This is a genomic window from Mesocryomonas fontinalis (assembly GCF_055730125.2).
This window is the reverse complement of record NZ_JBUZWG020000003.1, coordinates 257354-277635: the sequence shown is the minus strand read 5'-3', so window position 1 is coordinate 277635 and position 20282 is coordinate 257354. Positions and strand designations below refer to the sequence as shown.

The 20282-nt window shown below is 68.1% G+C and carries 7 protein-coding genes; 6 read left to right on the top strand and 1 reads right to left on the bottom strand.

The annotated features are described in order from the left end of the window. Positions 1-278 precede the first annotated feature (278 nt). On the top strand, positions 279-15386 hold the full coding sequence (locus ACZL02_RS09375; protein WP_472937292.1) for an Ig-like domain-containing protein: 15108 nt from the start codon (positions 279-281) through the stop codon (positions 15384-15386). A 123-nt stretch (positions 15387-15509) separates the two neighbouring features. On the opposite strand, the gene ACZL02_RS09370 is transcribed toward ACZL02_RS09375, so the two are convergent. Beyond that, entirely contained in the window at positions 15510-15755 is a 246-nt protein-coding gene (locus ACZL02_RS09370; RefSeq protein ID WP_472934206.1) for a DUF3297 family protein, read from the bottom strand. 341 nt (positions 15756-16096) lie between these two features. On the opposite strand from ACZL02_RS09370, the gene ACZL02_RS09365 reads away from it, so the two are divergent. The 5 genes from ACZL02_RS09365 (at position 16097) to ACZL02_RS09345 (ending at position 20011) form a co-directional block, all read left to right on the top strand. Further along, positions 16097-17002 carry an alpha/beta fold hydrolase gene (locus ACZL02_RS09365; RefSeq protein WP_472937293.1) on the top strand — a complete coding sequence of 302 codons (906 nt, stop codon included), beginning with the start codon at positions 16097-16099 and terminating at the stop codon, positions 17000-17002. Between the two features lie 107 nt (positions 17003-17109). Then, a complete protein-coding gene (locus tag ACZL02_RS09360; protein WP_472937294.1) occupies positions 17110-17607 on the top strand; it encodes a GFA family protein in 498 nt (165 codons plus the stop codon). A 365-nt stretch (positions 17608-17972) separates the two neighbouring features. Continuing rightward, a complete protein-coding gene (locus ACZL02_RS09355; protein ID WP_472937295.1) occupies positions 17973-18656 on the top strand; it encodes a GntR family transcriptional regulator in 684 nt (227 codons plus the stop codon). Between the two features lie 51 nt (positions 18657-18707). Next, positions 18708-19091, top strand: a complete 384-nt coding sequence (locus ACZL02_RS09350) for a carboxymuconolactone decarboxylase family protein (protein WP_472937296.1) — start codon at positions 18708-18710, stop codon at positions 19089-19091. Further along, a complete protein-coding gene (locus tag ACZL02_RS09345; protein WP_472937297.1) occupies positions 19088-20011 on the top strand; it encodes an NAD(P)-dependent oxidoreductase in 924 nt (307 codons plus the stop codon). The genes ACZL02_RS09350 and ACZL02_RS09345 overlap by 4 nt, the downstream gene beginning before the upstream one ends. Positions 20012-20282 lie beyond the last annotated feature (271 nt).

The window sequence follows — 20282 nt, the reverse complement described above, 5'->3', positions numbered from 1 at the left end:
GCGGAAGCTCCTGACGAATGCTTGCCGCCGGAAACGCATCGTCCAGACCGCCGTATCCGGTCCATCCTATGCTTGGATTGAAAGTATTCATCGATTTAACGACCGAAACTTAACTCAAGCTGACGGTAAGTTAGCCGATTACTAAAACCCTCTTTTCGCCTTGGGCTGATTATGGTTTCTGCTCGCATGGGATGCGTTCTGCGGTTGGCTCGATAGGCGGCGGAGGGTGAGCATCGAACCGAAGGGCGGTCCAAGCGACCGACAGCGGAGAGTGTCCGATGGCGATCCGTCAATCCAAGTCAGCCCGTGCGACCCCGGGGCAGGCCCAGCCAGCCCGTGCGACGCCGGGGCAGGCCGAGCCAGCCCGTGCGACGCCGGGGCAGGCCGAGCCAGCCCGTGCGACGGCTGACCAGGCCGCGACCAAGCCTTCCATGGGGGCTCGCTACGCCGCCATGTTCATGGAGCTGGAGGCGCGGATCGCGTTCGACGGCGCCGGCGCGGAGACGGTGGAGAAGACCCAGCAAAGCGCGCATGACGGGTCGGCTCCGGCATCCGCCGACGCCGCGTCCGGCCACCACGACATCCAGGCGCTGTCGGCGGCGCTGGCGCTCGCGCATCCCGCGCCGGCCTTCGAGAACGTGCACCGCGAAGCCTTGGCAGAGCGCACGCCGCAGGCAGTGGACACGGCGCCCGCCGGCCACCCGGTGGAGATTGTCTTTGTCGACCCGACGGTCGAGGGCACCGACCAGCTGATCGCCGGCATCAGCGGGAATTTCGAGGTTGTCGTGCTCGATGCCGGGCGGGACGGCGTGGCGCAGATCGCCGAGGCGCTCTCCGGGCGCCGGGACGTCGCGGCTCTCCACATCATCTCGCACGGCAATGCCGGCACGCTCTCCCTCGGCACGGCGACGCTGGATTCGCTGTCGATGACGGGCGAGCATGCTCAGGCGCTGAAGGAGATCGGCAAGAGCCTCTCCGCCGACGCCGACATTCTCGTCTACGGCTGCAATTTTGGCGAAGGCGCGCGCGGCGCGGTCGCCACCGACCTGCTGGGCCGGCTGACCGGCGCCGATATCGCCGCCTCGACCGACCTGACAGGTGCCGCCGATCGCCAGGGCAACTGGGTGCTGGAGCGCCAGACCGGGCAGATCGAGAGCCGCGTGGCGATCGACGCGGCGACCCAGGCCGCCTTCGAGGCGACGCTGAACGCGTCGGCCAGCACCGGCAAGGGCGCCTTCGTCGTGGTGGTGGGCCGCACCTTCTACAGCGTCGACGCCACCACCGGAAAGGCGACCGCCATCTCGACGGCGCCGGGCACGATCGGCAGCGTCGACGTCAGCAATACATTGAACTCGCTCGGCGCCGACCAGGCGAACGGCCTGATCTACTTCACCGATAGCGCTTCGCAGAACTCCAACCGGGGTCTCTTCGCCTACGACTACGTCAACAACAACTACATCCTCATCGACAGCGACCTCACCGACAACGGCGCCGGCAGCAGCCTGACCGTCGGCCGGAGTGGCCTGGGCGGCGGCGCGGCGGCCTACGTCAACAACGCGCTCTATCTCGGCGTCGAAAACGTCTCGGGGTCCGATGACCAGATCTACCGCCTGACCTTCAGCAACAACGGCCGTACTCTCGCCGCGATCTCGACCTTCGGCGATCTCCTCGGCGGCACCAACGACTGGGGCGATTTCGCGCTCGATCCCGCCAACAACGCGTTGCTCAGCATCAGCGGCACCACCGGCGCGACGATCACCCGCTACGACCTCGCCACCGGTTCGATCCTCAACACCATCACCGGAAATACCGCGACCATCCAGGGCGGCGGTGACGCGGCGGGCAATGCCTACCTCGTCGGCGCGTCCTTCCAGCAGATCGACCCGGTGACGGGTGCGCTGATCGGCTCGGCGATCACCATCACCACCAACGGCACCAACCCGCTCGGCGCGCCGTCCGACGCCACGACCTTCACCCCTCAGACCGGCACGATCGGCGACCGGGTGTTCGACGACAACAATCTCGACGGCGTGTTCGGCGCCGGGGATACCGGACTGTCCGGCGTCACGGTGCAGCTGATCGACGACGTCAACGGCAACGGCACGGCGGATGCGGGGGAGCGGGTGCTGGCGACAGACACCACCGACGCCGCCGGACGCTATCTGTTCACCAGCGTCCTGCCGGGCGCCTACGTCGTCCGCGTCGCCGATGCCGGCGGTGTCCTCGGCACCGCCCCGGCGACGACGGGCACCACGAAAGCCGTCACGATATCACGCGTCGGCGGCAGCGATCTCAACGCCGACTTCGGCTACAACGCGCGCCCGCCGCTGATCGATCTCGACGGCGGCACCCCGACGGCGATCGCCCTTGCCGGGTCATCAAGAACCGGCGACGTCGTCTCGGGCGGAAGCTTCACCGGCACCTCGCCGAACACCTTGTTCGGCAGCAACGACAACGCCTTTTCCTGGTCTTTCACCGTTGCAGCGCCCCTCGATGCGCCGGGTACCCGGGCCGTGCTGAACCTTTCGACGATCGATCGCTCGTTCAAGCTCGCGGTCAACGGCAGTGCGATCCATTCCGCCACCGACTTCCAGCTGGTTCCCGACTCGCGGTCGGATGGGCAGGTCGTGCTGCGCTTCGCCGACGGTGTGGCGATCACCAGCCCGCAACTCGCCAACACGAACGGCCTGCCGCGCGTCCAGGTCGTCCTGACGCCGCAGGGCATCGAGTTCTGGGGCAGCCGGACGACCAGTTCGACCGTGCTCGAGCGCCTGGTGCCGGACAGTGGCACCGTGACGCTGCCGGTCTTCGTGCAAGGCAACAACACCATCGCCTTCACCAACACCGGCGGAGATTACGCGAGCAGCGTGTCGGGGACGCTGACGGTCACCGCGCCGGACTTCGACTATGCGACGTCCTATTCGGAGAACGGCGCCAGCGTCTCGGTCGGCGGTCCGCAGCTCAGCGTGTTCGATCCCGACAGCACCACGCTCGCCGCGGCGGTGGTGACGCTGACGAACGCGCAGGCCGGCGATCTCCTGGTGATCGAAGGCACGCTGCCATCCGGCATCCGCGTCGCCACCGATACCAGCGTCGCCGGGCGGATCACGGTGACGCTCAGCGGCACGGCGAGCCGCGCCAGCTACGAGGCGGCGATCCGTCAGGTGCACTACCTCTCGACCTCGGACGCCCCGCCGACCGTCGCGCGAACCGTCACCGTCAATGTCAGCGACGGGGGGCTCCTCTCGAACACGGCGACGACGACGATCGCAGTGATGGCCGTCAACGATGCCCCGGTAAACGGGCTCCCGGCGGGCTTTACCACCGGCGAGAATACCCGCCTGACGCTGAGCGGCCTGTCGGTCTCGGATGCGGACGCGGCCTCCGGCGCGCTGACGGTGACGCTCGGCGTCGGGTCGGGGACACTGACCGCGGCGAGCGGCGGCGGCGTGACGGTCTCGGGTTCGGGTTCGGCGACCCTGACGCTCTCCGGCACGCTTGCCGGGCTCAACGCCTATCTGGCGGGCGCAACGGCGCCGGTCTTCGCGCCGGTGGCGAACGCGTCGGGCCCGGTCACGCTGACGATGACGACGCGCGACAACGGCAACACCGGCGTCGGCGGGTCGCTCTCCGACACCGACACGACGACGATCACCGTCGCGCAGGTGAACGACGCGCCGGTAAACACGCTGCCGGCCGGCTATTCCAGCACCGAGGACAACAGCCTTACGCTGACCGGCCTTTCGATCTCCGACAGCGACGCCGGCTCGGGCACGATGACGGTGACGCTCGCGGTCGCCTCGGGCAGCCTCGGCGCCGTCTCGGGCGGCGGGGTGGCCGTTTCGGGAGCGGGGACGGGGACCCTCACGCTGTCGGGGACACTGGCAAACCTTAACGCCTACCTCGCCAGCACCGCGGCCCCGGTCTTCGTGCCGGCGGCGGATGTCAACGGTCCGGTGACGCTGACGATGACGACGAGCGACGGCGGCAATACCGGTCCGGGTGGGCCGATGAGCGACGTCGACAGCGTGGCGATCACGCTCGCAGCGGTGAACGACGCGCCGGTGATCGACCTCGACGCAAGCGCGCCGGGCACCGGCACGGCGGTGGCCTATACCGAGAACGGCGCCGGCGTTGCGGTGGTCAGCGCCAACCTGTCGGTATCGGACGTCGACAACGCCAACTTGACCTCCGCCACGATCGTCATCGCCAATGCGCAGGCCGGTGATCTCCTGGCGATCAACGGCACGTTGCCCTCCGGTATCAGCGCCAGCTACAACACCGCGACGGCGACGCTGACCCTGTCGGGGACGGCGACGAAGGCGGACTACGCAGCGGCGCTCGTCCAGGTGCGCTACCTCTCCACCTCCGAAAACCCGTCGACGGTATCGCGCACCATCAACATTGCCATCAGCGACGGCGCACTCGGCTCGAACGTCGCGGTGGCGACGGTCACCGTCACCGCGGTGAACGACGCGCCGGTGGCCGGCGCCGACAGCTTCAGCACCGACGACAAGACCGCGGTGACCCTCGACGTCCTCGCCAACGACCGGGATGTCGACGGCGGCAGCTTGCGGGTGACCGAGATCGACGGCACCGCCATCTCCGCGGGCGGTCCGGCGGTGTCGGTCACTGGCGGGCGCGTCGCGCTCAACGCCGACGGCACGCTGACCTTCACGCCGACGACGCCGTACAGCGGCAATCCGAGCTTCCGCTACACCGTCTCGGACGGGCAAGGCGGCACCGCGACGGGCACCGTCTCCGGCACGGTGTCGTCCATCGAGACCGCGCCGGTCGCCGCCGACGACCGCATTGCCGCGACCGAGGACACGCCGGTGACCTTCGACGTGCGCCTCAACGACAGCGACCGCGACAACGATCCGCTCGCCGTCACGGCGATCGACGGGCAGAGCATCGTTGCCGGCGGATCGGTGGCGGTGTCCGGCGGCAGCATCCGGCTGAACGCCAACGGGACGCTGACCTTTACGCCGACAGCCGACGTCAATGGCCCCGTGCGTTTCGGCTACACCATCTCGGACGGCCGCAGCGGCACGGCGAGCGCGAATGCGGTGATCGAGGTGGCAGCGTTGCAGGATGCGCCGCGTCTCGGCGCCGACAGCTTCTCGGCCAGCGAGGACGGTGCGGCAACGATCGCGGTCTTGGCCAACGACAGTGATCCCGACGGGGACGCGCTGACGATCACGGCGATCAACGGCACTGCCATCGCGGTCGGCGGGACGGTGGCAACGGCCAGCGGTACCGTCACCCTCAATGCCGACGGAACGCTTCGCTTCGTGCCGGCGGCAGACTTCAACGGGCCGGCCTCGTTCTCCTACAGCGTGTCCGATGGCCAGGGGAACGTCTCGACGGCGACGGTGTCCGGGACGATCGCCGCGGTGAACGACGCGCCCGTGGCGGGCGCCGACAGCTTCTTCACGGGCGAGGACACCGAGGTCGTGATCGACGTCCTCGGCAATGACACCGATGTCGATGGCGACGCGATCAACGTGATCGCGATCAACGGGACCAGTATCGTTGCCGGCAACTCGCTGGCCGTCACCGGCGGCCGGGTGACGCTCAACGCCGACAGGACGCTGACCTTTACGCCGGACGCTGACGTCAACGGGCCCGTCGGCTTCAGCTACACGATCTCCGACGGCAAGGGCGGCAGCGCGACGGCGAGCGTTTCAGGCTCTGTGACCGCGGTGAACGATGCGCCGGTGGCGCGGGCCGACAGCTTCACCACGGCCGAAGACACCGCGATTATCCTCAACCCGCTTCAGAACGACGCCGATCCCGAGGGCGACGCCCTGGTCATCACCGCGATCGACGGCCAGTCGATCGGTGTCGGCGGCACCGTCGCTGTCGGCAACGGCCACGGCACGGTCACGCTGAACGCCGACGGCAGCCTCACCTTCCGCCCGGCCGCGGACTACAACGGGCCGATCCGCTTCGACTATACGGTGTCCGACGGCAGCTTGAGCACAAGTGCGACGGTCAGCGGCACGGTGACGGCGGTCAACGACGCGCCGACCGCCGGCGATGCCAGCTTCTCGACTGCGGAAGACACGGCCGCCAGCGGCCAGCTGCCAGCGGCGACCGACGCCGATGGCGGTACGCCGACTTATGCTCTCGGCACGACCGCGCCCGCCTCGGGCACTGTGACGATCTCGCCCGCCGGCGCCTACACCTACACGCCGAACGCCAACTTCAACGGCACCGACCGCTTCAGCTACAACGTCAGCGACGGGCAGGGCGGCAGCCGCGAATACACCGTCGCCATCACCGTCACCGCCGTGAATGACGGACCGACCAGCACGGCGGTGCCCGACCGCATGCGGACGGACGGCCAGGCCGAGAGCTTCGACGTCTCGCAGTACTTCACCGATGCCGACGGCGACAGGCTGACCTATTCGCAGACCGGCTTGCCGGCCGGCCTTACCATGAGCGCCAGCGGACAGGTGACCGGCACCATCGACCGCAGCGCCAGCCGCGGCGGTCCGAACCGCGATGGCGTCTACACCGTGACGATCACCGCGACCGACCCGAGCGGCGCGACGGAGACGCGCACCTACACGGCCGTGGTCACCAACCCGGCACCGGTCGCCGTCGACGACGCGGCGGTGACGAGCGAGGACGTCCCCGTCTCGTTCAACGTCCTCGATGGCACCGCCAGCGGCGGCAATGCCGACAGCGACCCGGATGGCGACCAGGTCCGGCTCGTGTCGGCGAGTGCGGCGCATGGGAGGGTGGTCTTCACGGCCGATGGGGCGATGACCTACACGCCGAATGCCGACTACACCGGCCGGGACACCATCACCTACGTGATCGCCGACGCCGATGGCGGCACGGCGACCGCGATGGTCGCCGTCACGGTGGTCTCGGTCAACGACCAGCCGATCGGCACCGGCATTCCCGATCGGACCCGTACCGACGGGCAGCCGGAAAAGCTGGACGCGTCCGCGTTCTTCTCCGATCCCGACGGCGATACGCTGACCTACACGGCGAGTGGCCTGCCGTCCGGCCTCGCCATCGACCAGCAGACAGGCCTCATCACCGGCACCATCGATGCCGGCGCGTCCGGTGTGTCCGGCGTTCAGGTCTATGCCGTCACCATCATCGCCCGGGACGGCCTGACCAACAGCGACGGCACCCCTTCGCAAGGGTCGGTCACCTTCAACTACACCGTCGTCAACATCCCGCCGGACGCGCGCGACGACAGCGCGACGACCGCCGAGGAGACCGCTGTAGACATCGACGTCCGCGCCAACGACCGCGACGCCGACAATGACGCGCTGGCGATCGTCCGGGTCAACGGCACCGCCTTGAGCCTCAACGGGCCGGCGGTCATGACCCCGAACGGCGCCGTGACGCTGGTGCTGGACGCCAATGGCCGCGCGGTGCTGCGCTTCGTGCCGAAGCTCGACTTCACCGGCACGGAATCGTTCGACTACACCCTCGCCGACCCGAACGGCGGCGAGGATTCCGCAGCGGTGACGGTGACGGTGACCGGCATCAACGACGCCCCGCGGGCCACTGGTCCCGCGCCTGCGCTCTCCGCGGTGGACGGCGAGGTCATCGACCGCAACCTCGCACCGCTGTTTACCGACGTCGACGGCGACGTGCTGACGTTCACCGCGGCAAACCTTCCGGTGGGCCTTTCGCTAGATTCCGCGGGACGCCTCACCGGGACGATCGATCGGGCGGCGAGCCAGGCGAATGGCGGCGTCTACCAGGTGGTGATCACCGCCAGGGATCCCTCCGGCGCCTCCCAGACGCAGTCCTTCCAGTGGACGGTCGCCAACCCGCCGCCGAGAGCCGTCAATGATGTGGCGACGACGGCCGAGGACAGTGCGGTCGACATCGACGTCCGCGCCAACGCTAGCGATCCCGACGGCGACCCGCTGACCGTGATCGGGGCCTCTGCCGCCCACGGCACCGTGACGCTCCAGAACGGGGTGATCCGCTACACGCCCGATGCCAACTTCAACGGCACCGACACGATCCTCTACACCGTCTCGGACGGCAATGGCGGCACCGCCTCGGCCAGCGTGACGGTGACCGTCACCCCGGTCAACGACGCCCCGAGCGGCCAGCCACTGCTCAATCGGACCGACAGCGCCAACGAGACCATCGTTTTCGAGGCCGGCAGCTTCTTCAGCGACGTCGACGGCGATGCGCTGAGCTTCTCGGCGACGGGCCTGCCGCTAGGCCTTGCGATCGACCCGGCCACCGGCAGAATTTCTGGAGCGCTCGATGTCACTGCGGTGGCCAACGGCCCTTACCAGACCAGTATCACCGCCAGCGACGGGCAGGGCGGAACGCTGACCCGAAGCTTCGTCTGGACGGTCGCCGCCACCACCCCCGAGGCGGCCGACGACAGCAACACGGCCGGCGAAAACCAGCAGGTCTCGGGCAATGTCCTCGGCAACGATCGCTCCAACAGCGGAACGGCGCTCAGCGTCACCGGCGTCGATGGCGATGCCGGCAAGGTCAGCACGCTGGTCACGGGGTCGCAGGGCGGACGCTTCATCTTCCAAAGCGATGGCAGCTACAGCTTCGATCCCGGTACCGACTTCGACGACCTGAAGCTGGGCGAGAGCCGGACGACGGTGGTGAGCTACACGATCACCGATGCCAACGGCGCCAGCGATACCGCGACGTTGACCGTCACCGTCGGCGGCGCCAACGATACGCCGACGGCTTCCACGATCCCCGACTATCGCGGTCTCGACGGACAGTCGCTGAGCGCCAATCCGGTGGACGTCTCCGCCTTCTTCCGCGATCCCGACGGCGACAGCCTGACCTTCGCCGCGACGGGCCTGCCGGATGGCCTGACGCTCGATGCGACCGGACGGATCATCGGCACGATCAGCGCCGACGCCAGCCTCGGGGGCCCTGCGCGTGACGGCGTCTACGGCATCACGATCACCGCCACCGATCCGGCCGGGCAGACGACCAGCACCATTCTGCGCTTCAGCGTGAGCAACCCGGCGCCCGTCGCCGTCAACGATGTCGCCACGACCGCCGAGGACACGGCCGTCGTCATCAACGTTCTAGACGGCACAGCCGGCGGTAGTGCCGCGGATAGCGATCCGGACGGCGACACACTGACTGTCGTCTCCGCCTCTGCCGCCAACGGCACCGTGGTGATCGGGGCGGGCGGCAGCCTGACCTATAGGCCCAACGCCGATTTCAACGGCGCCGATACCATCACCTACCGGATATCCGACGGGCAAGGCGGCTTTGCCACGGGCTCCGTCGCCGTCACGGTGACAGCGGTCAACGATAATCCAGTGGCGACCCCGTTGCCGGCTCTCGTGCGCAACGATGGCGCTCCGGTCTCCTTCGACCTCTCCGGCTCGTTCCGCGACGTCGATGGCGACAGGCTGACCTATGACGTCACTGGCTTGCCGCCGGGCCTCACCTTCGATCCCGCGACCGGCATCATCTCCGGCACGGTTGCCGCGAATGCGTCCGGCGCCACGGGCTCGAAGGACTATGTGATCGCGGTCACCGCGACCGACGGGCGAGGGGGCAGCGCGTCGTTCTCCAGCACGCTCACCGTCACCAACATCGCCCCGGTGGCCGCGTTCGACACCCGGACGACCGCCGAGGATACCCCGATCGAGATCGACGTCCTCGCCAATGACAGCGATCCCGACAGCGATCCGATCGGGATCGTCCGCGTCAACGGGACGGCGATCACGGTGGGCGGCGGCCCGGTGGCGACGGCGCACGGCGAGGTCGAACTCGTCGACACGACCGTTGGCGGGGTCCCGCGCACCGTCCTGCGCTATACGCCAAACGCCAACTTCAACGGCACGGACTCGTTCTCCTACGGCATTGCCGACGACAATGGCGGCACGGCCTCGGCCAGCATCACCGTCACCGTCGCGGCCGGCAACGACGCGCCGACCGCCGCCGCCATCCCGGCGCGCAGCGGTGTCGACGGCAGTGACGTCCGGTTCGAGCTCGCCAACGCCTTCAGCGATCCGGACGGCGACAGGCTGACCTATTCGGCCACGGGCCTGCCGGACGGGCTGACGATCGACGCGGCAACCGGCGTCGTCTCCGGCCGTCTCAAACCGGACGCGAGCCAAGTCGGAGGCGGCGTCTACAGCGTGACGGTGACGGCGAGCGACGGCCGGCTCGGCGTCGACGCGACCTTCACCTACACCATCGCCAACCCCGCGCCGACCGCCGGCAACGACCGGGTGACGACGACGGAGGACACGCCGGTCAGCTTCAATCCGATCACCGGCGCGAACACCGTCGACGGCGTCGCGGATGTGGACCCCGACGGGGATCCGCTGACGATCACGGCGATCAACGGCGTGGCGATCGCGGACGGCGGCAGCGTGGTGCTGGCGCAAGGCACGATCACGCGGAGCGGCGCCAGCCTCTTGACGTTCACGCCCAACCCCAACGCCAACGGCACCCAGTCCTTCGTCTACCAGATTTCGGACGGCCAGGGCGGGACGGCCGACGCGGTGGTGACGATCGCGATCTCCGCCGTCGGCGATGCCGCCTCGCTCGACCTCAACGGCCCAGCGACCGGCATCGACTATGCCGCCGTGTTCAACGAGGGCGACGCCCCGGTGCGCCTTGCGGACGCGGCCGCCTCGATCGTCGACGCCGAGGACGACATCGTCGCCCTGCAGCTGACGGTGACCGGTGCGGCACGCGACGGCGCCGCCGAGATCATCCGGCTCGGCGGTTCCGTCACGCTCACTGGCGGCGCCGCGGCCAGCGGAACCATCGTCGTCGGCGGCACCAATTTCGCCTTTCGCTACGACGGCGCGGGTGGCCTTGCCATCGCCAGCGCGGCGGGCGCCGGCACGGCCATGCCGGCGGCCGACCTGCAGGCGCTGATTGGCAGCCTGCGCTACGAGAACACCAGCGACAACCCGACCGCCGGGGTGCGCAGCTTCGCCTTCACCGCTACCGACAGCGCCGGCCTCGCCTCGTCGACGGCGACGACCAGCATCACCGTCGCAGGCGCCAACGACGCGCCAATCGCCCGCCCCGATACTGCCTCGACCGACGCCAACACGGTGCTCGGCTTCGGCGGGTCGAACCTCCTCCTCAACGACAGCGATCCCGAAGGAAACGTCCTGACGGTCAGCGCCGTCGGCGGTGCGTCCGCTGGGGTGGGTGCCGGGGTGGCGGGCTCGCGCGGCGGCCAATTCGTCATCCGCGCCGACGGCAGCTACAGCTTCGATCCCGGCGCCGACTTCAAGGATCTCCGCGGCGGCGAGACCCGAACGACGTCGGTTGTCTACGCCGTCTCTGACGGCTTCGGCGGGACGGCCGATGCGGTCCTCAGCGTCACCGTCACCGGTCTCAACGACGCGCCGGTCGGCGCCAACGTGTCCATCTCTCTGCCGGAAGACGGCACCGCCACCGGCACGCTGCCGCTGGCCAGCGACGTCGACGGCGACGCGCTGCGCTATGCCGTGGCCACCGCGCCGGCGCATGGCACCGTGTCGATCTCGCTGAACGGCGACTATACCTACGTTCCGTTCGCCGACTTCAACGGTGCCGACAGCTTCACCTACACGGTCAATGACGGGACCACGGCCGTCGTCTACACCGTCAGCGTCACGGTTGCGGCCATTAACGACGCGCCGACCGGTCCGGCGACGGTGCCCGATCTCGCCTTGCAGGACGCGGCGCGAACGACGGTACCGTTCGCCGGCTACTTCAGCGACGCCGATGGCGACACGCTCGTCTATACCGCGTCGAACCTCCCGGCCGGGTTGACGCTCGACCGCACGACGGGCGTCCTCTCCGGAACGGTCGATGCGGGCGCCAGCCAGCTTGGCGGTGGCCGCTATGCGGTCGTCATCCAGGCCACAGACGTTGCCGGCGCCTTCACCACGGCGCGCTTCACGATCGTCATAACCAATCCGTCGCCGATCGCCGTCGACGACCGTGTGACCACGAGCCAGAACAGCACCGTCTCGGGTTCCGTCCTTGCCGACAACGGCAATGGCGCCGACAGCGATCCCGACGGCGATGCGCTGGTGGTGTCGTCGGTTGGCGGCAGTGCGGCCAGTGTGGGCGCCGGGGTCGCCGGATCGGCCGGCGGCTCTTTCACGCTCAACGCCGACGGCACCTACAGTTTCGCTCCTGGCACCGACTTCATCGGCCTCGGCGCGGGAGAGACCCGCGCCACCAGCATCCGCTACGCCATCAGCGACGGGCAGGGCGGCACGTCGGAGGCGGTGCTGACGGTGACGGTTACCGGCACCGACGAGCCCCCGGTCGGGTCGGCGACCAGCTTCACGGCGACCGAGGACACGGCCTATGCCGGGACGTTGCCCGCGGCGAGCGATCCCGACGGCGACCCCGTCTTCTACGGGATCGGCACCCCGCCGGCGCATGGCGACCTGCAGGTCCGCGCCGACGGCACCTTCCGCTACACGCCGGCGGCCGACTATAATGGCCCGGACAGCTTCACCTACACCGTCACTTCCGGAGGGGTGACGGTGCCCTATACCGTCACGGTCGACGTCACCGCGGTGAACGACGTGCCGGTTGCGACCCCCGATGACTTTACGGTCGCCGAGAACGGCACCACCACGCTCTCGGTTCTCGGTAATGACAGGGATGTCGACGGCGATCGGCTGGCGGTGACCGAGATCGACGGCATCGCCACTGCCGCCGGCCAGTCGCGCGCGGTGACCGGCGGCAGCGTCACGCTGGATGCAAACGGCACACTGACCTTCACCGCAACGCCCGGCTATAGCGGCCCGGCGCGCTTCAGCTACACCGTTTCCGACGGCACCAGCCGCGCGATCGGCACCGTCTCGGGCGCCGTCACGGCGGTGAACGATGCGCCGGTAAACACCCTGCCGGCGACGTTCAATGCCGTCGAGGACACCCCGCTGCGGCTCTCCGGCCTGTCCGTCGCGGATGCCGACGCCGGCAGTAATCCGATCAGCGTCACGCTCGACGTCAGCGGCGGCACGCTGACGGCGACCGGCGCAGGCGGCGTCCGCGTCGGCGGATCTGGCACGGCGCACCTGACGCTGACCGGCACGCTTTCGTCGATCAACGGCTTCCTCGCGGGAATGAACGCGCCGGTCTATCTGCCGGCGCAAGACGCGACGGGAATGGTGCGGCTGACGATGACGACGGACGACGGCGGCAATGCCGGCGCCGGCGGTGCGCAATCGGCGAGTTCGGCCGCCGACATCCTGATCGACGCCCGCAACGACCAGCCGACGGCGGGCGATGTCAGCCTGTCGACCAACGTCGGGCAACCGGTGTCCGGGGCGATCCTCGGCCGTGACGTGGACGGCGACGCGCTGAGCTACAGGCTGGTCGCCCAGCCGCCCGGCGGGACCGTGCGTCTCGACCCCGACGGCCGCTTCAGCTTCACGCCGGCGCCGGACTTTGCCGGACAGGCCCGCTTCGAGGTCGCTCTGGACGACGGCCATGGCGGCACGGCGATCGTTCGGGTCATCGTCGACGTCACCCGGCCGAACGAGGCGCCGGTCGGCAGCGACGTGTTTGCGGCGACCCGCGAGGACGAACCGCTGACCGGCCAATTGCCGGCGGCCGGCGACGCCGAGAACGCGCCGCTGACCTACGCGCTCGCGGCCGATGCATCGAACGGCCGGGCGGTGGTGCGCGCCGACGGCAGCTACACCTACACGCCGAACGCCGACTTCAACGGCTCCGACAGCTTCACCTACTCGGTCAGCGACGGAACGACGGCCGTCGTCTACACCGTCACCGTATCGGTCGCGGCGGTAAACGATGCGCCGGTCGTGACCTCGCCGACCAGCCTTTCCGCAATCGAGGACAGGCCGCTCAGCGGCAGCATCGCGGCGCGCGACGTCGATGGCGATCCGGTGACGTTCGCCCTCGCCACGGCACCGGCGCACGGCAGCGTCGTCGTCAACGCCGACGGGACCTTCACCTACACGCCGGCGGCCGACTTTAACGGCAGCGACAGCTTCGCCGTCGCGGTCTCCGACGGGCGGGGTGGGACGCGGATCGAGACCTTCAGCGTCTCGGTCGACGCCGTGCCGGATCTGCCGGTGACCGGCGCCGACAGCTTCACCGTGCCGGAGGATGGCACCGTAACGCTCGACGTGACCGGCAACGACCGCGACCCCGACGGGACCGCGCTGACGGTCACCGAGATCAACGGCCAGAAGATCGCGGTCGGCGCGCCGGTCCGGATCGCGTCGGGTACGGTCGCGCTGAACCCCGACGGGACGCTGAGCTTCACGCCGTCACCCGACTACAACGGACCCGCGGGCTTCAGCTACACCGTCCGCAACGCAGCCGGCCTCACCAGCACCGGCAGCGTCGGCGGTTCGGTGGCCGCCGTCAACGATGCGCCGGTCCTGCCGCCGCTGCGGATCGACGCGGTGACGGGTCGCCCGACCACGGGAACGCTCGGAGGGTTCGATCCCGATGGCGATCCGCTCGTCTACACGGTCACGCAGGCGCCGCGGAACGGCACGCTGACGCTGACGGCGGACGGCCGTTACAGCTACGTGCCGACGCCCGGCTATATCGGTCCCGACAGTTTCAGCTTCTCGGTGAGCGATGGCACGGCGACGGTCACCGGCAGCGCGACCATCGGCGTTCGCCCTGGCCGCACGGATCCGGTGACGGTCGATATCGACGTCCCCGCGCCCGGACCGGATGCGAACACGTCATCGAGGACGATCGGTCGGCCGGTCCGCACGATCGATGTCGACGGCGAGGTGCTGGTGGCGGTCGGCGGTCTCGGCAGCATCGACGCAGGTCCCGTTGGACAAAGGTCGCTCGACAATGCGATCGACGCGATGCAGGACCTGAACGGCCTCGCCGGCATGCCGTCGGACCAGCTCATCGCCAGAACTGTGCGGGCGCAGACGGACTGGCGCGAGACCGGCAACGTTGTCGGCGGGTTCACCGCGGCGCCTTTCCTCGGCGGGTCCGACATCGGGCAGCTGCTGTCGCAGCGGGATGGCACGTCCTTCGTCGTCGACACCACGATCAACGAGGGCGTCCTCTACGTGATGGTGGCTGCGAGCGAGACGCGCGAGGGCACGCGGATCGGACATGAAACCCGTGTGACGCTGGCGGACGGGCGTGCGCTGCCGGCCTGGCTGTCCTCGCAGAACGGCGGCGTCGTCTTCGGCTATCCGCCGGCGGGCCTCGAGACGATCGCGCTGAAGGTTCAGGCGGTGGACGAAAACGGGGCCGTGTCGCAGAGCGTCATCACCATCGACGTCCGCAGCGGCGCGGTGACCGAGAACCTTCGGGGTAACGAAGCAGCGGCAGCGGGCAACGCCCTGTTCTCGCAGCAGCTAAGGGCGGAGCTTGCCGATATCGGCGACGGCATCGTCGATCTCTACAATGCGCTCCGCTTCTAGAGCATCCTGTGATGGGGTGAACTCACCCCATCAAACGAAGATGTTCTGACGGACCGCATTCGACGGACTGCCGCGCCTTAACGCGTGGCAGTCCGGGATGGCAAAGGCGCCTGGCCGGCGGCCTCAGTCCTCGCCGCGCAGATAGACCTCGACCGGGCCCTTCAGCTTCAGCGTCATCGGATTGCCGCGACGGTCCTTGGCATTGCCGGCGGGAACGCGGATCCAGCCCTCGCTGACGCAGTATTCCTCGACATTGGTCTTCTCGACGCCCTTGAACCGGACGCCGATCCCCATCGCCAGCAGTTCGGGGTTGTGGAACGGGCTCGACGGATCGGCCGCGAGGCGATCGGGCAGGGCGATGTCGGCCATCGGCGCCGGGTGCTCGGCCGTCTCGGTTGCCGGCGTCTCGGGGGTCTCGGAGTTGGGCGTGTCGGTCATGTCAGCGTCTCGTCTTCTGATGCGTTGCGCGGGAGATACAAGCTTGGCGGGGTTTCGCCAACACTTGTTGCGATCCGGCTTGGCACGCCCCGCCTCGGGCTTCTCCCGGTGGCCTCTCACGCGTTCGTGCTTCGACCGGGAGGCAGCGCCTGCCGGAAGGCCCTGCCAACGCGGCCCGGAGGCCTCCGCAGCTGGATCTTTCGATGCTTCCAACGCTTGTGCTGCAGCGCGCAAACGCTCAGGATTGGGAAAATTTGGACATGGAGCCAGCCATGAAACGGTTCGTCGGATTGCTCTGCGCCTTTGCACTGGCGCTGAGCGTCAGCGGGGGCAGCGGAGTGAGGACCGCCGAGGCGCGGCTGAAGCTCGTGAAGCCGCGCGATTCAGGCTTTGCGCATGTCGACGGCATCTCGATGTTCTACCAGATCTACGGCAAGGGGCCACCGATCCTGCTGATCCCCGGAGGCCTTGCCAGCGGCGACGTCTGGCGGCAGCAGATCGCGACGCTCTCGGCGCATCACCTCGTCATCGTCGCCGACAGCCGCGGGCAGGGGCGCTCGACCCGCGACAAGAAGCCGATCACCTATCACCTGATGGCGCGCGACTACCTGCGGCTGCTCGATCTCCTGAAGCTGCCGAAAGTTTCGCTGGTCGGCTGGAGCGACGGCGGCATTATCGGCCTCGACATCGCCATTCACCACCCCGACCGGCTGTCCGGGATGTTCATCCAGGCCGCCAACGTGACGCCCGACGGCGCCCTCGCCAACCGCAAGGCGATCGCGGAGGGAAAGGCGCTGCCGGCGCTCGGCCACTACGACAACATCGACGACGAGATCTTCGCGCTCTGGGCGAACGAGCCGAACTTCACGCTGGCGCAACTTGCCTCGATCACCGTGCCGACGATGATCGTCATCGGCGACCACGACGAGGCGATCAGCCGCGAGCATACCGAGATGATCGCCAACGCCATTCCCGGCGCGCATTTCCTGCTGCTGCCGAATGTCGGCCACTCCGCTCCGCTGGAGGATCCGGTCGGCTACGCAGAGGCGGTGCTCGCCTTCGTCGATGCCCCCGACAGTGCCGCGAGCCTACAGGCCGACGAGGCCGGCACGGTTATCGAGGATTTCAAGGACCAGCCACAGGCCAAGGGTGGTCCGGCAGTTCTCGGCGGGGGATGAGCGGAGGTCCGTTTCCGGGAGCTTAGGGAAAAAGCCTTTGATCCATCTGCGCCATGGGCGAGGAGCGTCTCATACCCGCGAGGAGACGCTCCCTTACGTATCGCAAGATGCATGTTAGGTCGATCGGGGCGGTCCTGCCCGAGGCATTCGCCACGCCCGCGCCTGCGAAGGTCGCGACGGTAAGCCAGGTACGGGAGAGGGGAGACGGGACCATCAAAACGCTCAGAGGCCAGTGTCGGTGCCGGGCTGTCACCTACGAAGTCGCCGACGAATTCGCTTATGCCGTGAACTGCCACTGCTCCAACTGCCGGCGGGCGACGGGCTCTGCTTTCAAGCCGCTGGCTGGCATCGAGATCGCAAAGATCCGGATCGTCGCGGGTGGGGAGAGCATCGTGCGGCACGGTGATGAAGCGCAATATGTTCATTGCGGTCAGTGCGGGTCGCTTCTCTATGCCATCGTCAGGCACAAGACCTTTGTTCATGTCCCGATGGGGACGCTCAATGATGCGCCGAGCCTGCGTCCGACCTGCCACATCTTCGTCGGATCGCAGGCGCCGTGGTTCGAGATCACCGATGATCTTCCGCAGCATGACGAATTCGGATGATGCGGCGTCCTCTCTCCCAAGAGCGGTTCACCTTATGCGCGATGGCACGGCCCGGGATCGCTCCATGCGAAAGGAGCGATCGGCCGCATGCTCAGCACTGGAACGATCACCAGCCGTCCAGATCATCCCGAGCTGACGCAGGAACTGTTCCAGCATCATGGCGCAGTCCACGCCTTGCACGCGGAGCCACCCCGTCCGGTCTCGTGGGGGAAGCGGACGCTCGAAAGCCGGTCCGACCGCTCTCTACCCAGGTGTGCCTTTGAATTGGGCTGTTGCGTGCCCGAGACCAGACACGGCTCCACGGCCCGATGTGGATATTGCCAGTTTCGACGTATCAGCATATCGTCTGACAAAAAGGTTAGGCCATGTCGCTTCGCATTACCATCGATCCATCACCGCTCCGCACGCAGGTCGTCGAGCGTTTGCGCGAGGCCATCGTCGACGGTGAACTCCCGGTGGGTATCCGGCTCGTTGAACGTGAACTGATCGAGCAGCTCGGCGTCAGCCGTCCCTCCGTGCGGGAAGCGTTGCGCCAACTCGAGAGCGAAGGGCTGATCGTGCAGACCCCTTCCCGGGGGGTCGAAATTCCCGTGCTGGCCGCCAAGGAGATCGAGGAGATCTATCAGGTGCGGATCGTGGTGGAGGGGCTCGCGGCTGAGCTCTTCACGCTCCGCGCCTCAGACGAGGTCGTCCTGGATCTCGAAGGCGCCCTGGTCGAGATCGAGACCGCGCGAAAGCACCCCGGAGACCGGAAAAGATTTCGCCTGGCGAAGAGCCGCTTCTACGAGTGCCTGTTCCGCGGCGCTGACAATGCGACCGCGGCACGCGCCTTGCGGACCTATCACCTTCGGCTCGCCCTCATCTGGGGGACGACCCCGAGTGCCAGCGACCGGAGCGCCCGTACGGCGGAGATGCGCGCGATCCTCGACGCCATCAAGCGACGCGATGCCACCGGCGCGCGGGACGCCTGTGCGGCCCACCTGACCCATTCGCTGCAGGAGGCCTTGCTGTCGATCGAGGCCGACCAGCCAGGCGCGACGGCAAGTTAGCGCTCGCTCGGCTCACTCGCTCAACTCACCCGCTCAACTCAGGAGAATTCCATGACCACCGATCTCGCCGGCGCGGGCATCGCTGTCCGCAAGCACGTTCTCGGGGAAGCCTATGTCGAAGCTTCGATGAACAATGCCAACGGCTTCAATGCCGACTTCCAGGATCTGCTCAACACCTATTGCTGGGGCGCGATCTGGACCCGCGACGGCTTGCCGAAGGAGACGCGGAGCCTGATCACGCTGGCCTTGCTGGTCGCGCTCAACCAGCCCGGCGAACTCCGGAACCACGTCCGCGGCGCCCTGAACAACGGCGTCACCGTCGACCAGATCCGGGAAGTCCTGATGCACACGACGCCCTATTGCGGCGTGCCAGCGGCGTCGCTCGCCTTCACTGCGGCGATGGAAGAGCTGAAGAGCCTCGGCGTCGCGCTGTGAGCCCTTCGGGCAGCCCTCCTCGGACGCTCGGTTTCGCCGGGCTAGGGCCCTTGGGCAGCCGAATGGCGACGCGTTTGCTGGCCAAGGGCTGGGCGCTCCTCGTCTTCGACGCCGACGGCGCTGCAATGGAACCGCTCGTCGCCCTTGGTGCCGGCCGGGCGGCCAGTCCAAAGGATTTGGCGGATCGCTGCGATGTCGTCTTGGCCTGCCTGCCATCACCCTTGCTGTTTCAAGCGGCGATGCTAGGACAAGACGGCGTCATCCACGGCGGGAGGGCCCGCACCGTCATCGATCACTCGCCGTCGGGCCCCGGCGTGTCGGCGGCGGTCGCGGCCGCGCTGGCGAAGGCCTCCATCGCTATGGTGGACGCGGCGGTCAGCGGCAACCCGGAACGGGCGAGCGGCGGCAAGCTGATGCTGATGGTTTCCGGAGCACCGGGCGCCATCGAGGCCGTCAGGGCCGTGCTCGACACCCTCAGTCAGCGCATCGTCATCCTCGGCGAGGCACCGGGTCTCGGCCAGGTCATGAAGGTCGTGAACCATTTCCTGTCCGCCACCGCACTCGCGGCCTCCGCGGAGGCGATGGTGGTAGGGGTCAAGGCCGGCCTCGATCCCCGCCAGATGCTGGAGGTCCTGAACAATGGCTCGGGCCGGAATTCGGCGACGCTCGACAAAATCCCGAACAACGTCCTGCCCGGCACGTTCGACCACGGCTTCCCGATCGACCCGCTCTACGATGATGTGCGGATGTTCGTGGAAGCCGCCGAGGCATTAGAGGTGCCGACCTCGGTCGCCACCTCGGTGCGTCAGCTTTGGCTTCAGTCGAAACTGGCATCGGGAGGCGATGCCGACGTGACGAGGATCTTCGAACTGCTCGAGGGTTGGAGCGCCACGTCGGTTCGAGCCCATGGCGGGACCTGAAGGGGCGGCTGCTTGCTAGGGCTCTATCCAAAGCAGACAGGCACCTTTCCACCCCCCCACATTCCCGGAGCTGTCACCGCGCTGATCTCGATTGCAGGTAGAACTCCCGCGGCGTCTCGGTCTGCCCATCATGCTCGACCGCATGAACGGCGCTGTCCGCACTTACACCGAAGAGCCAGAATTTTCTGCCAAGCCTGTAACGAAGCCGCCGCCTACTCCGTACCCACCTTCAGACGAGCTTATTCACCGCCGGTGACGGAGCGATCGTCTG

What these genes read in the sequence shown, in the direction of transcription:
- ACZL02_RS09375 (WP_472937292.1), top strand. Translation starts at nt 279, where the DNA reads ATGGCGATCCGTCAATCCAAGTCAGCCCGTGCGACCCCGGGGCAGGCC.
- ACZL02_RS09370 (WP_472934206.1), bottom strand. Translation starts at nt 15,755, where the DNA reads ATGGCCGACATCGCCCTGCCCGATCGCCTCGCGGCCGATCCGTCGAGC.
- ACZL02_RS09365 (WP_472937293.1), top strand. Translation starts at nt 16,097, where the DNA reads ATGAAACGGTTCGTCGGATTGCTCTGCGCCTTTGCACTGGCGCTGAGC.
- ACZL02_RS09360 (WP_472937294.1), top strand. Translation starts at nt 17,110, where the DNA reads ATGCATGTTAGGTCGATCGGGGCGGTCCTGCCCGAGGCATTCGCCACG.
- ACZL02_RS09355 (WP_472937295.1), top strand. Translation starts at nt 17,973, where the DNA reads ATGTCGCTTCGCATTACCATCGATCCATCACCGCTCCGCACGCAGGTC.
- ACZL02_RS09350 (WP_472937296.1), top strand. Translation starts at nt 18,708, where the DNA reads ATGACCACCGATCTCGCCGGCGCGGGCATCGCTGTCCGCAAGCACGTT.